Source organism: Lacinutrix undariae (assembly GCF_052934785.1).
This window is the reverse complement of sequence record NZ_CM128809.1, coordinates 1,725,933-1,741,565: the sequence shown is the minus strand read 5'-3', so window position 1 is coordinate 1,741,565 and position 15,633 is coordinate 1,725,933. Positions and strand designations below refer to the sequence as shown.

At 33.9% G+C, this 15,633-nt stretch carries 12 protein-coding genes; 6 read left to right on the top strand and 6 right to left on the bottom strand.

Going from position 1 to position 15,633, the window contains the following annotated elements; all coding sequences use genetic code 11:
* Positions 1 to 27: 27 nt before the first annotated feature.
* The 4 genes from ACU4C5_RS07725 to rfbB all read right to left on the bottom strand — a co-directional run bounded on the left by ACU4C5_RS07725 (position 28) and on the right by rfbB (position 4,227).
* A complete protein-coding gene (locus ACU4C5_RS07725) occupies positions 28 to 1,110 on the bottom strand; it encodes a DegT/DnrJ/EryC1/StrS family aminotransferase (RefSeq protein WP_446843617.1) in 1,083 nt (360 codons plus the stop codon).
* A gap of 103 nt (positions 1,111 to 1,213) precedes the next feature.
* Entirely contained in the window at positions 1,214 to 2,227 is a 1,014-nt protein-coding gene (locus tag ACU4C5_RS07720) for an NAD-dependent epimerase/dehydratase family protein (protein ID WP_446843616.1), read from the bottom strand.
* A 76-nt stretch (positions 2,228 to 2,303) separates the two neighbouring features.
* Positions 2,304 to 3,173: a glucose-1-phosphate thymidylyltransferase RfbA gene (gene rfbA, locus ACU4C5_RS07715; protein ID WP_446843615.1), complete on the bottom strand. Its 870-nt coding sequence runs from the start codon at positions 3,171 to 3,173 to the stop codon at positions 2,304 to 2,306.
* 4 nt (positions 3,174 to 3,177) lie between these two features.
* A complete protein-coding gene (gene rfbB, locus ACU4C5_RS07710; RefSeq protein WP_446843614.1) occupies positions 3,178 to 4,227 on the bottom strand; it encodes a dTDP-glucose 4,6-dehydratase in 1,050 nt (349 codons plus the stop codon).
* Positions 4,228 to 4,824: 597 nt separating this feature from the next.
* On the opposite strand from rfbB, the gene ACU4C5_RS07705 reads away from it, so the two are divergent.
* From ACU4C5_RS07705 to ACU4C5_RS07685, 5 genes are read left to right on the top strand one after another with little or no spacing between them, the layout of a single operon-like run.
* The gene (locus ACU4C5_RS07705; RefSeq protein ID WP_446843613.1) at positions 4,825 to 9,018 is read left to right on the top strand and encodes a T9SS type A sorting domain-containing protein; all 4,194 of its coding nucleotides are present in this window, start codon (positions 4,825 to 4,827) and stop codon (positions 9,016 to 9,018) included.
* A 56-nt stretch (positions 9,019 to 9,074) separates the two neighbouring features.
* A complete protein-coding gene (locus ACU4C5_RS07700) occupies positions 9,075 to 9,257 on the top strand; it encodes a hypothetical protein (RefSeq protein ID WP_446843612.1) in 183 nt (60 codons plus the stop codon).
* 12 nt (positions 9,258 to 9,269) lie between these two features.
* Entirely contained in the window at positions 9,270 to 10,397 is a 1,128-nt protein-coding gene (locus ACU4C5_RS07695) for a phosphoenolpyruvate carboxykinase (ATP) (RefSeq protein WP_446843611.1), read from the top strand.
* 25 nt (positions 10,398 to 10,422) lie between these two features.
* On the top strand, positions 10,423 to 11,466 hold the full coding sequence (locus ACU4C5_RS07690) for a nucleotidyltransferase family protein (protein WP_446843610.1): 1,044 nt from the start codon (positions 10,423 to 10,425) through the stop codon (positions 11,464 to 11,466).
* 54 nt (positions 11,467 to 11,520) lie between these two features.
* Positions 11,521 to 12,099, top strand: coding sequence for a hypothetical protein (locus ACU4C5_RS07685; RefSeq protein ID WP_446843609.1), 579 nt, complete (start codon positions 11,521 to 11,523; stop codon positions 12,097 to 12,099).
* Positions 12,100 to 12,160: 61 nt separating this feature from the next.
* On the opposite strand, the gene ACU4C5_RS07680 is transcribed toward ACU4C5_RS07685, so the two are convergent.
* Complete coding sequence (locus ACU4C5_RS07680; protein WP_446843608.1) at positions 12,161 to 13,054, bottom strand: zinc-dependent peptidase; 894 nt, start codon at positions 13,052 to 13,054, stop codon at positions 12,161 to 12,163.
* Positions 13,055 to 13,255: 201 nt separating this feature from the next.
* Entirely contained in the window at positions 13,256 to 13,924 is a 669-nt protein-coding gene (locus ACU4C5_RS07675) for a class I SAM-dependent methyltransferase (RefSeq protein WP_446843607.1), read from the bottom strand.
* A 257-nt stretch (positions 13,925 to 14,181) separates the two neighbouring features.
* On the opposite strand from ACU4C5_RS07675, the gene ACU4C5_RS07670 reads away from it, so the two are divergent.
* On the top strand, positions 14,182 to 15,630 hold the full coding sequence (locus ACU4C5_RS07670) for an MBOAT family O-acyltransferase (RefSeq protein WP_446843606.1): 1,449 nt from the start codon (positions 14,182 to 14,184) through the stop codon (positions 15,628 to 15,630).
* Positions 15,631 to 15,633: the final 3 nt, after the last annotated feature.

Genomic DNA, 15,633 nt, shown 5'->3' with positions numbered 1-15,633 from the left:
TCTAAGTAAATGACCTTTTCAAGGTCATTAGTTCTTAATACTAACATTATTTATTAGGTTACATATAAGCTCTAACTCACTTTTTATCAAACCCGCATACAAAGGTAGACATAAAGTTCGTTCAGCAATACTTTCAGAAATTGGCATATTGATAGAGGCTACATAGTCCAATGTATTAAGAGAAGGATGGAAATAACGTCTTGGCTTAATATTATTACTATTTAATAAAGTCATTACCTGCAACAATTTCTCTTCTGTTCCAAAGATAACGGGGTAGTAGCTATAATTCCATTGTGTACCTTTTCTTATTTTAATGGTTTTATAATTTAAAAAACTCAAATGTTCATTATAATAATCAACAACTTCTTTTCTTTTAGCAATTATGTGCTCCATATGAGGTAATACTGCTAAACCCATTGCAGCATTAATCTCCGAAATTTTACCATTAATTCCCAATCCATAAAAAGTTGTAGCTGTTTTATGCCCAAAATTATGGCTATAATATAGTTTTTTATTCAGTTCTTCATCTTTACAAAACAAAGCTCCACCTTCACCTGTGTGAAATATTTTTGTGGCATGAAAGCTACAGGTGCTAACATCTCCATATTCAAAAACAGATTTATTTTTATAGGTTGTACCAAAAGAGTGTGCAGCATCATATATTACATATAGACCATGTTTTTTAGCAATTTTTTCAATTACAGCTACATTACAAGGATTACCAAAAACATGAACAGCTAAAATCGCTTTAGTTTTTGATGTAATAGCTTCTTCTATTTTTGTTTCATCTATGGTTAAGTAATCAGGATGAATATCAACAAAAACAGGTGTACAACTCTCCCAAACTATAGCAGAAGTTGTTGCTACATAACTAAATGGAGTCGTTATGATTTCCCCTCTTTCACCTAAAATCTTTAAAGCAATCTGTATAGGTATTGTACCGTTATTCATTAACGTAATATTAGATATTTCTAAATAATCTTTTAATTTAGATTCTAGCTCTAATACTAATTCACCCCTGTTGGTTAACCACTCGTTTTTCCAAATGCGCTCTATTTGTTTTTGGTATTCCTCTATTGGTGGGAAAAAAGTTTTAGTGACGTTTATCATCGTTTTTTTATAATATTAATGATTTCAATTAAGGAATCTATTTTAAATAAATAAGACATAATTACATAGAAAATTATTCCAAAAAATGGATTAATTATAATTCTTAAAACATCAAACTGTAAAATTTTTGATACCATTTTACAAACTGCGCAACACCATAACTGATAGAGCTACTAGGATTGTAATTATAATCGTTTTGTAAATTCGTCGTATCCGCCCAAGTACGTGTAACATCACCATCTTGCATAGGCAGCATTATTTTTTCAGCTTTTTCACCAGTTACTTTTTCAATTTCGCTTATAAAATCTAATAATTTTTCAGGTTTATTATTTCCAATATTATAAACTGCGTATTGTTTTTTTGAAGGGACTTCTATTGTTGCTACAACACCGTTGATGATATCATCTATATATGTAAAATCTCTTGAGAGGTTTCCATTATTAAACACTTTAATGGGTTGCTTATTAAGAATAGCATCTGTAAACAAAAACATAGCCATGTCTGGTCGTCCCCAAGGACCATAAACCGTAAAAAAACGTAAACCTATAGTTTGAATATTAAACAAATGACTATATGCATGTGCCATAAGCTCATTACTCTTTTTAGTCGCTGCATAAATACTTATTGGATGATCTACATTATCCTCTGTTGAAAAAGGAACTTTGTCATTCATTCCATAAACACTAGAACTACTTGCGTAAACAAGTTTTTTCACATTATAACTTCGTATGCATTCTAATAAATTCATAAAACCAACAACATTACTTTCAATGTATTTCATTGGCTGTTCAATACTATAGCGTACCCCTGCTTGAGCAGCAAGATTACAAACCATATCAAATTTCTGCGCTTCAAAAAATAAAGGAAGCTCTTCTTTATCTTCCAAATTCAGCTTTATAAAGCTAAATTGTTCATTATACAACTGACTTACAATACTTTTATTATATATTATTTCTGTATCACAAATCCCTAATTCTTTAAGACGTGCTATTTTTAAGTTTACATCATAATAATCATTAATATTATCTAAGCCAACAACACTATAACCTAAGGATATTAATTTTACACATAAATGATAGCCTATAAATCCTGCAGCTCCAGTAACTAATATTTTCATGAAATGTTTTTATTTATGAGTTCTAATAAACGATTATTTTTTATAGTAGTACGAATTGTCCATTACTTTTATTATGTTATTGAGTTAATCGTTTTAAGTACGCATAATAATCGCCTTTTAAATGAGTTATTCTATCGCTTAACTCTGTGTTTGAAATCCACCCATAATTAAGGGCTATTTCTTCTAAACAAGCTATTTTAAGTCCTGTACGCTTCTCTACAGCTTTCACAAACTCAGTCGCTTCAGTTAAAGCTTCATGGGTTCCCGTATCTAACCAAGCAAAGCCACGACTTAAAATATTCATTTTAAGTTGTTGTTGTTCTAAATAATATTGGTTAACAGCAGTAATTTCTAATTCTCCACGATCTGAGGGTTTAACTTGTTTAGCAACATCTATAACCGAATTAGGATAAAAATAAAGCCCTACCACAGCATAATTAGATTTTGGGACTTGCGGTTTTTCTGCAATACTAATCACATTGTTATCGGCATCAAACTCAGCAACACCATAACGTTCTGGATCACTCACATAATTACCAAATACCACAGCTTTCTGTTCATCTTTAACCGCAGTTACAGCTTGCCGTAACAAACCTTGCAAACCAGCGCCATAAAAAATATTATCACCTAAAACCAAACACACATCGTCTGTACCTATAAAAGCTTCTCCTATAATAAAAGCTTGCGCTAAACCATCTGGAGAAGGCTGTACTTTATAACTTAAAGTCAATCCTAAAGCTGTACCATCGCCTAACAAACGTTTAAAGTTGGGTAAATCGTGAGGGGTAGAGATAATTAAAATCTCTGTAATACCAGCCAACATAAGTACCGAAAGCGGATAATAAATCATCGGCTTATCATATATAGGTAACAACTGCTTACTCACACTTAATGTTAAGGGGTGTAATCGTGTTCCCGATCCTCCTGCTAAAATAATTCCTTTCATAATATTAAGAGTATTGTGTGTTATAATAATCCTTATACGCACCAGAAGTCACATTCGCTAGCCAATCGTCATTTTGCAAATACCAATCAATAGTTTTAGATAAACCGTCTTCAAAAGTCACACTTGGCGACCACCCTAAAGTTTCATTTATTTTACTAGCATCAATCGCATAACGCAAATCATGTCCTGGTCTGTCTTTTACAAAAGTGATAAGCTCTGCACTTGTACCAGCTGCACGTCCTAATTTCTCATCCATTTGTGTACACAACAAACGTACTAAATCAATATTTGTCCACTCATTAAAACCACCTATATTATAGGTTTCTTTAGTAACACCCTCATGATAAATAAGGTCTATAGCTAAAGCATGATCAATAACATATAACCAGTCACGTGTAAACTGACCATCACCGTAAATAGGTAAAGGTTTATGATGTATAATATTATGAATACATAAAGGGATTAATTTTTCAGGAAAATGATGAGGTCCATAATTATTTGAACAATTACTAATCACATAAGGCATATCATACGTTTCACCATAAGCACGAACAAAATGATCTGAACTTGCTTTTGAAGCCGAATATGGAGAATTTGGATCATAAGAGCTATCTTCTGTAAATAAACCTTCAGCGCCTAAACTTCCATAAACCTCATCGGTACTAATATGATAAAAACGTTTGCCCTCTGAGCCAGTTGCACAAAGTGCTTTAAAAGCATTTAAAAGTACCATCGTTCCAAAAACATTGGTCTTTACAAACGATAAAGGATCTGTAATAGATCGATCTACATGAGATTCCGCAGCCAAATGAATAACACCATCAAATTGATAACGTGCAAATAAGGCATCTACAAAAACAGCATCGGTGATATCACCTTTTTCAAAAGAGTAATTAGGCGCATCAACAATATCTTTTAAGTTCTCTAGATTTCCGGCATAGGTCAAAACATCTAAATTCACAATATGATAATCAGGGTAATTGGTAACAAATCGTCTCACAACATGAGATCCAATAAACCCAGCACCTCCAGTAATTAAAATAGTCCGCTTCATGCTATATATGGTCTTTAATAAGGTCTTATTTTTCAAAAAACCTCTTTAGCAATCACCTCTAGTAAATAAATACAAGAATAGTGAAAAACACAAGAGTTCAGGCAAAACTAACAAATTACCAACCAATTCCAACGAATTGAATCAGATAACTTTACCAATACACTGTAACAAATCATTAAAGACATCCTAATAAAAAGACAAAGCAACGTTTTTGAACACTAGCAATAAATAATTCAGAAAGAAAACCCACAAAAATCTCAAGCAGCTTCTGGACCTCCAAATCCTAATGGAGACCTCTTCAGCTAACAAGCTTATAAAAAAACTAAAAGCGTTTAAAGGTATTTAAACGCTTTTTTTTATACTCAAAAAGAACAAACCACAGATATATTGAAAATTAAAACCTGCAAAATTCAAATATCACACCTAAAAAAGAGCACCTCATCGAATTTATTAACCATACACCTATATAAAAGTAGATTTCACCGTTTCTTAACACTTCCATAACCAATAACATACTCGTTTTTCTAAATTTGCTACACTTTTAACCAATCAATGTGGTCCCATCCCTCTGGCTACGAACTTAAAAAATAGAACTAAATGAAAAAATTCTACCTATTATTAATGGTACTCATGTCAACCTATTTAGGCTTTGGGCAAACAACAATTTTTGAAAACAGCTGCGACAACCAAACAGCAAGTGATTGGTCTTTTAGTGACACTAGTCAACAATCAGGTTATTGGAAAATAGATGAAGTTGATGGATATGTAACATCTGAAACATTTGGAGCTTACTCCGATTTAGTTTTAGTAACTAATTTACGCTCATACGGAGGAGGTAGCACCGCAAACTGTCTAATTGAAATATCAACGGATAATGGAGCTACCTGGGATGGTGTCTCTCAATCTTTTACTGATTTAGCTAATACCTATATTAATTACACTTTTAATATAGGTACACTTACAGGATCTACTAACAAAATTAGATGGCTAAGAAACACAGGAACTAAAGCTGTTAGAGTTAATAATATCAAATTACAAGGTACACTTAGCACCACAAACACCCAAGTACAATTCACAGCAGCAGAAGCATCAGTATCTGAAGGTATAGGAACTTACAACCTAGAATTTGCAATCCTAAACGAAGATGTTGCAGCAACAAACTTTGAAGTCGCTTTAACAACTGGAGACGCCTCAGAGATAAATAACTACAGCACACAAACAATAACATTTCCTGCAAATAGCGCAACCAATCAAACCGCAACCATAACAGTAACGGATGATACAGACTTTGAGCCAGACGACACACTAACATTTACCATACAAAACGTAACTGGTGGAAATAGCGCAGAAGTTGGAAGTCAAGACACATTCAATCTTACCATCACGAATAATGATGCAACACCACCAACAACATTACCTTACAATGAAGATTTCACTGATTGTGGTACAGCAGAATGGACTCCTTTTGATGAATCTGCTAGTAAAGAATGGACATGTACTTACGGAGCATACACCATGAATGGATTTGGTAATAATGACGATATAGACTGGTTAATTTCAGATTTTACTATTGATTTCTCAGCATATACCAACCCTATCATTGATGTCACAACTAAAGAAAAATACGGAAACACAACTAATGAAGTAGGAGAATTTGAATTAAGATACTCTACAGATTATTCAGGTTCTGGAGATCCTACAACGGCAACTTGGACGGCATTAACCTTCAACCCAAACAACACATCCTCTGGAGGAGGCTACTCTCCATCCTCAATAACAAGCGTAGAAGCTTCAGGTATTACAGGAGTAGCTTACTTGGCATTTGTATATGATACCGCAGCAGGTTCTGGTGCCGAAGAATGGGTTATTGAAAACGTTAGTATTGATAATGTAATTGCTAAAGATCAAGACACCGAAATTTATGAATCAACAACTCCAATTACAGCAATAACACTAACTGCTGAAGATAATACAACAGTAGCAACGTCTGTAGATGTATTTGCGTTCAATATTGAAGATCAAGGAACATCAGATGGTTTACCAACAAACATCACCACTATGCGTTTTGTGCCTGGTACAAATAATACAGCAGATTGGACAGATCATTTACAAGGCATTACATTATATGACGACAGTCTTAACGATTACACACCAACAACAACCACCATTGAAGATGATGAAATTGTTTTAACATTTAGCACACCAATCGCAATCGCAGATGCTACAGCGGTAGAATTCTTTTTAGGAGTGTACTTAAACACAACCAATATTACAGATGGAAGTATTTTAGAATTTAACATCCCAGAAACAGCAAGCGGATTTACAGCTGACACAGCAGGTTCAGGATTTGCTTCTAGTCTGCCTTCTGGAGAGGTTAACAGTAGCCAATTCACTATAGATGTTGAAGTAACACAATTAGCATTCACACAACAACCTACAGATACTGAAATTGAAGCGATAATGACACCTCAAGTTACGGTAGCTGCTGTAGATACAAATGGAAATATAGATACCGACTATAATTCAGATATAACCATCACATCTACAGGAACTCTAACAGGTACATCTATAGTAGCAAATGCAACAAATGGAGTTGCCACCTTTGCAACGCTAATACATACAGTGATTGAAAACGGATTAACATTAACAGCTAATGATGGTTATGCAGGTCCAGTAACAAGTAATACATTTAATAGTAATGCAATTGTTATTGTACCAAGCTTAATTATATCTGAAGTAGCAGATCCTGATAACAATGCAAGTAACGGAAGATTTGTTGAACTATATAATAACGGTACAACAACTATTGATTTAGACGCTCAAAACATTTATTTAGTAAAGCAAGTAAACGGAAACAATATAAACGACATAACTCTTACAGGTACTATAAACCCAGGAGAAGTATATGTAATATCTGGAAGCACAAGCTTCAACAATACATATGGTTTTGATAGTAATAATAATAACAATCAAGTTAGTGGTAATGGTGATGACGGATACTACTTATATTTTGACGGAAACTACAGTTCAGGAACTCTGCTAGATGCTTATGGTGTAATTGGAGAAGATGGTTCAGGTAAAGATTGGGTATACGAAAACGCGAGAGCCATAAGAAATAACCCAAAGACAACTAGCCCTAATGCAACATGGACAGCTTCTGAATGGACAATTACAGATGCTGATGATGTAGATATGACTCCAGGGGCTTTAGAGAATGAATTTAGATACAATAATGCGGCTTGGATGCCAAGAAATGGTTTTGATAATGCAACCAGTGGTGATGAGGTTATCATTTTTTCAAACATAAATGCTAATGATAATTTAACGGCTAAATCTTTAGAAATAAAAACAGGAGCGACATATACCGTTACACCTGGAAATGCTATGACTATAACAGAAAACATTATCAATAATGGAAACCTAACCCTACAATCAACAGCAACAAGTTTTGCTAGTGTAATTGTAGACGGTACACTAACAGGAACAGTAAACTACCAACGTTTTGTAAACGCAACAGCTAATGGTAACGATCTAATTGCACCACCATTAGTAGGACAAACTTGGGCAGATTTCCTAACAAATAACCAATCAGTATTATTAAGTAGCGGAACTACATACGGGTTTGCGCCTTTTGATAAAACGGCAATTCCAGCGCAATATGTAAATTATACAGATGCAACAGTTTCTGCTTTAGTAAACGGACTTGGATACAGAACAGCAACCGCCGCAGGAGAAACTCTAACCTTTACCGGAACAGTAGCTACAGCGCCTGTAGTAGCTCCAATAACAACGTCTGGTGCTGGTTATGAACAATGGAACCTTATAGGAAACCCATTCCCGTCTTACATCACTCTAAGCGAGTTTTTAACTGAAAACAATGCGAAGTTCGCTACGGAAGAGGCAGGAATTTACGGATATAATGGTTCAGATTTTACCGTGTATAATTTAGCTTACGCACAAGCAAACCCAGGAACACAAATCGCTCCTGGTCAAGGATTTTACGTAGCAGCTGCAACAGTAGCAGAAACAGTTACGTTTACAAATGCAATGCGTGCTATAGGTACTGAGGATGATTTTATAAACGGAAGAACAAATAACACGTCTATTTCTCATCTACAGTTACAACTGAATACCGCTTCAAATGCTACAGCTACTGAATTTTACTTCACAGCAAATGCATCGCAAGGTTTAGATCACGGATATGACGCCGCACGTTTTGGTAACACGATACCAGAATTTGCATTGTATTCGCATTTGGTTCAAGATAATCAAGGACGTGCAATGTTAGTACAATCATTAAGTGATAACGACCTTACAAACGTTACTATAGCTTTAGGGGTAAATGCAAATCAAGGGGAACAAATGACCTTCAGCATCAACGCATCTACAATACCTGAAACGGTACAAGTGTACTTAGAGGATAATGTAACAAATACCTTTACATTATTGAATACGGGGGATTATACAATAACTCCAAGTGAAACGATAAATGGTACAGGACGTTTCTTTTTACGTTATGCAGATAGCGCTTTAAATACCGTAGAAAATGAACTAAACGGAATAAATGTGTTTGCAAAATCAGACACAAAAACTATTGAGATTAGAGGCCTTTTAGCACACAAAACAACTTGTACATTATATGACATACAAGGACGTGCTATAAAAACAGAAACCCTAAACACCAATACAAATGCACAAGCTATAACAACTAATAACCTAAGTGCAGGGGTGTATATTGTAAAACTGACAAACAATACACAACAGAAAACACAAAAAGTAATTATTAAGTAATACAGCATTAAAAAAGAGATGTAATACACACCAAATTGCATCTCTTTTTTTTAACTTTGAAAAGAGACATCATGACTAAAAAAAATAACACAGATCAGCTGACGAGAAAAGAAGCCATCAAAAAAATGGGAAAATATGCCGCTTTAACTGCCGTTGGAACTTTTATCATATTAAACCCTCAAAAATCTCAAGCCGCTTCAGGACCTCCTAATCCAAGTGGTAGTTTGTTTGATGAATAAAATAAAATCAATTTGAAGCATAACTTAGCCCCCACCTTAATAAAAAAGCACGGAGAACATTGGATACTGTGGTACCAATCGTCAAATAGTTATACAGTTATAGACAAAGCGTTTAAAGTCACTTTAAACGCTTTTTTTGAGGCTAAAACAAGCAACGAGTTTCAGGATAGCTTAGAAAACACGATGTCTGCTACAGATAAAGAAATAATTACATCGCATATTGAAAACTACTTGAAATCATGCAATCAAAAGACACCTGAAATACCCACTACTCAGGCAAATTTCAAGACCAATAAAGCAAGAATTAAAAACGACTACACCATAAACAAGCACAGACTACAAGTGTGCTATAGTAGTCAGAAATTAAAAAATATAATTCATCCTAGTATATCGCATTTAGAAACCGAAACTACAGCAACGGTAAAAGCTAAAATTGACATATACCTAGCTAACGGCGAATTGCATCTATTTAAAGATGAAGAACTAATCATTAAAGTACCACAACACCAATACCACCGCATACAAGGGAAATTTGTAATGCTAATGTTGTGTACTTTTTATAACAATACCGAAGCAGATTGGATAGCCACCTTACATGGCTCAACAATTAGCAATAACGATGCTGCAATACTATTAATGGGAGAATCGGGAAAAGGGAAAAGCACATTAACCACTTTATTAGCAACCCATGGGTTTCAATTAGTAGCCGACGATGTATCGCCATTAAATGCAGATACCACAAACATACACCACAACCCCGCTGCAGTATCTATAAAACACGGTGCTTTTAAACGTATAAAACCTTTCGTTCCTAATTTTAATAACTTAGCAACTTCAAATTATAACCCAGAAAAAGGAGAGATAAAATATGTGCCGTTTCCAACACCAAAACAACATAATTACCCCTGCTGTGCCATCGTAATGGTAAATTACAAAAAGGACGCAGATACGGTAGTAGAAGCTATAGCTATTGATAAAGTATTACAAACGCTTATTCCAGATTCTTGGATTTCTCCAAACCCAATACATGCCGAACAATTTTTAAATTGGTTAAAATCACTTAACTTGTACCAATTAACTTATAGCAATACCAATTCAGGAATTGCTGCAATTACAGATATTTTTAAATCCAACAGCTAAATGTAAATAGTTTGTAAACCCAACTATGGAGACCAACCTAATAACGCACCAACAGATTGCAACAATTTTAAGTAGGCACACAACACGAACCCACTTAAACAATACAATGTCTACCAATGTTAACTGGGATAACATCGTGATGGAAGGCAGTAAAAATCTAGTATTACCAGCCATATACACCAACCTAAAAACAAAAGACGCCTTACAGATACTACCTAAAGATTTAGAAGTATACTTAAGTGAGATCACCCAGATCAATAGAAATAGAAACCGCGCCATCCTAAAGCAGGCAACAGATATTTCGGCAATATTAAATGCCCATAATATTAAACATGTCTTCTTAAAAGGAACCGCGATGTTAGTCTTAAACCATTACAATGATCTTGCAGAACGTATGGTTGGAGATATTGATATTTTAGTGGAAAAACAAAAACTCATAACGGCATTCAACCTCATCAAAGCAAATGGATACTCAAAAACATTAGGCTTTGCCTATCACAACCCACAACACAGACACCTAGAGCGTTTGATTCCTGATAAGGAGTTAGCAGCAATAGAATTACACGCCCAATTATTAGCTAAAAAAAACCAACACCATATAAATGTAAATCACGTATTGCAAACCCGAGAAATACGTGAAGGGATGGCTATTCCTAACCCCTACTACAGAGCACTACATAATGTGTGCAATTGGCAATTGAACGATCATGGACATTATTACGGAGAAATCAATCACCGCACATTATATGATAGCTTGATGTTAAACACACCAAAAAATGAAACACTAATCACACACTTATATACGACAAATTTCGGACAGTCATTTTTAGAATTAGCAAAAATATACTATCCCGATTATACAGAAATAGTGTCTCATCCTAAAATGAAATGCTATAGAAAACAACACCTTCTGAAACTGAAAAGCAAATATATAAAAGCGACTTCTAAATTTCTTAAAGTATTCTATTTTGAGAATAGGGAACGAATTATATTAGTAATCAATAACAAAAGCTATAGAAAACACCTTTTCAAAATGATATTTTCTAAAAAAAAGAACACTATTAATTGATAAAACGCTATTTTTGAATCTTAAAATTTATCTCGAATTTAAAACGGAACGAAAATGAAAAAAATTACATTAATAATCGCATTACTTTTAAGTGTGTGTACCTATGCACAAGAGAACGACGGTTGGATTTTTGGTATTGGTGTGAATGCTATCAATGATACAGGATCAGAATCACCAGTTGAAAATATTGACGACTGGGCATTTAAAACTCCTATTGCTATTAGTGCTGAAAAAGCATGGTCTAAATATTTCTCTCTTGAAATTGCTGGAACTATAAATGGTTTTGATAAAAATGAACTTGAAATTAGCGACAAAAAGTATACATATTACGCGCTTGATACAAACGTAAAATACTACTTTGGAGATCACATTATTCCTTCTGTAAAATGGTTAGACATGTATGCATCTGCCGGTGTAGGAATGTTTCTTCTTGGTGAAGGAGACGTTTTTAAACATACAGGTACAGGAAATGTTACAGGTAACTTAGGTGGAGGATTTTTATTCTGGTTAAACAAAAACCAAACATTTGGTTTAAAAACTCAAGTAATGGCTAAATTTGCAGCTAATAACGGAGATGTTGGAATTAACACAAACCACTACCAATACACAGCACAAGTTATTTTTAAATTATAAAAATAATACCTCATACAAAAAAGCCTCACTATAACTAGTGAGGCTTTTTTAGGTTTAAATATTAATAGCCTTTAAAATTAAAGTTCAACATCAATTTAATCTTACTATAAATCACAGGAAACTGATCTTCAAATGCGGCAGGGGTTTCAATAAAATTTTCGGCGAGTACCGAGATAAACTCAAAATGATTTTCAAAAGCATAAGCCCTAAAATACCCCGAGGCAATTAACGCCGTTTTCACACGCTCATGAGTCGATAAATAAGTAACCAACTCGTCATAAGCCACCAAAAATAAAGTCGCACTAGCACTTTTACGCCTGTTTTTTAAGAACGTAAAATGCAGCGCATGCATATACTCATGTACTCCCAAATTAATATTATCAGTAGTATCTAAATACCCCAATTCAAAATCTTTCCACGAAAAAACCAAAGCTTTATAAGCCATATTAAATTCGCCTTTATGCATTCGTTTATTAAGGGTAGAATAATAGGATTGAGGATAAATGATAATCTTATCTACAAGAGCAAACTTATAATCCCGGAGTCCGAAAGTTAACTTAGCGGCAGTAGCAGCAGTCCAAACTTTCATGGTATCGGTAATCTCAATATCTTTTCCTATAAATTCCCAAGACCCAATATAATACTGTACACGATGTACAAAATACGATTGCTGTCTGGCATTTAATCGTTTATAAAACTCAAATTCTGAGGCCAAGATACCATGGAGGGATGGGGAAAGTTGGCGTTTTTTTAAATACACATGATTAAAAAATAATCGTGGCTTAAAAACCCGAATACTAAATGTTTCAATACCTATAAAAAGATGCTTAACAATATAAGCGATAAATACAACCACCGCAAAAATAAACATCAAAGCAACAAGCACACCAAGGATAATCATAGTAATAATTTCGCCTTGTGTTTGAACAGCTTTAACAATACTAAAATAATTCATAGATAACATTTAGTGCATACAATATGAGACATTGTAAATATAAACATTCCACATCTAACAGAAATAAATCCTCTAATCATACCTCATAGATAAGCCATAGACGGTCCATGGATAGTCCATAGATGGTCCGTAGATAAGCCGTACATAGTCCGTACCCAACCCGTAGTTGTTAAAATTGCATATATTACCGATAAACGGTATTTAAAAAAGCGTATAAATTGTAGTGACAATCACACCTTTACCTGGTGCTAAAGGAACAGACAACACTGTTTGAGCATTAACAACCTTAAGATGAAATGGAGCCTGAAGCAAATCTACACCACTATTTTTTTTAAGCCGCGTACCTTGTCCAGAAATAATATCAATATTAGGTGTAAAATCACCTTCAGGGACATGTTCGGTTAAAACAACATACTGGTAAGCCTGTAATTTAAGGACAATACGTTGTATTTCTGCATTAGATAAATGCTGTAGTACTTGCCGAATTAAAACACAATCGCCAGCGGGCAAAGCGGTAACAGCAATATCCAAACATTGAAATTCTAACTGAGGCATCATAAAGATCTTTTTATTCCGAGCAATAAGAGCAGGTACAATATCCACAGCAATATAGTGCGCACTAGCGTCCACTAACGAACGACCAACATTAAAATCACCACAACCTAAATCACACACAGTTAAATCCTTTTCAAAAGAAGTTAAAAAAGCATGAACTTCCGCAATATAAGGCTGTACAATTTCGGGAGTATGTGAACCGTCTCCTGAATAAAAATCGCTAGCAGCGCCACCCCAAAGATGCTGGTCATAAACTTGTGACATAGCGGCTTCGGTGGGCCAAGGGGTTTTAGTACGTGGTTTGTGATCTGACATAAATACAGTGAAAAGGAACACTGCAAACCTACAAATTATATTGATATATAAATATAAGAAAAAGCAACAAGATGCCAAGCAACAACTAAAAATCTGAATAAAAATTTCAATACACAGAATGTTTTGCTAAAAAAAGTTAAATTCGCTAATTAACATAATACAAATCATCTTTTTAGCATACATAAGTTTCTCGTATACGGTCTAGTATTTTAAACAATGTCATTAAAAAGGAAAACAATCATTAAAAAGAAAACTGAATGTTATTTAATTCCATAGATTTCGCTATATTTTTACCCATAGTCTTTTTATTATATTGGTTTGTAGTAAACAAAAATTTAAAGCTTCAAAATTTATTAATTGTCTTGGCGAGTTACCTTTTTTACGGCTGGTGGGATTGGAGGTTTTTAGCTTTAATTTTATTTAGCACAGTAATAGACTACTCAATAGGAGTTGCATTATCTAAAGAAGAACATATAAAAAAAAGAAAAATACTACTATGGATAAGTATATTAGTAAATCTTGGGTTTTTAGGGTTTTTTAAATATTACAACTTCTTCCTAGATAATTTTATTACAGCATTTTCTTTTTTAGGCACACCAATAAACATACAAGGTTTAAATATTATTTTACCCGTTGGGATCAGTTTTTATACGTTTCAAACACTGAGCTACACCATAGATGTTTACAGAAAAAAACTAGAACCTACAAAAGATTTTATTGCATTTACAGCATTTGTAAGTTTCTTTCCGCAACTAGTGGCAGGCCCAATAGAAAGAGCCTCAAATTTATTACCCCAATTTTATAAAAAAAGAACATTTAACTATAGTAAAGCAGTTGATGGTTTACGCCAAATACTATGGGGCTTATTTAAAAAAATAGTCATCGCAGATAACTGTTCACAAATAGCGAATGAAATATTTAATAACTCCAATGACTACTCTGGAAGCACTCTAGTATTAGGAGCCATCTTTTTTACATTCCAAATATATGGGGATTTCTCAGGATATTCAGATATAGCTATTGGAACCTCAAGACTTTTTGGTTTTGATTTAAAACAAAATTTTGCTTTCCCATACTTCTCAAGAGATATTGCTGAATTTTGGAGACGATGGCACATATCACTGTCAACATGGTTTAGAGATTATCTATATATTCCATTAGGTGGAAGTCGTGGAGGTACTTGGATGAAAGTAAGGAATACGTTTATAATATTTATGGTGAGTGGTTTTTGGCATGGGGCAAATTGGACTTTTATTGCCTGGGGAACATTAAATGCTATGTATTTCCTACCCTTATTATTACTTAATAAGAACCGAATGAATACTGATGTTGTAGCTAAAGACAATAAATGGCCTAGTCTAAAAGAACTGTTATTAATGACATCAACTTTTGGATTAACCGTTTTTGCTTGGATCTTTTTTAGAGCAGAAAACATGAATCACGCTTTAAACTATATTTCTACAATTTTCTCCAAATCATTATTTAACATCCCTAAGTTCTCTGGAATAAATAATGCGATAATTGTATTGATATTAATCCTTATATTTTTAGGAATAGAATGGTCAGGAAGAAGACAACAATATGCTATTGAAAAAACAGGTCATAATTGGAAAAAAATATACAGATACGCCATGTATTATGCCATCATTTTTGCAATATTATGGTATAGCGGAAAAGAACAACAGTTTATTTATTTTCAATTTTAAATT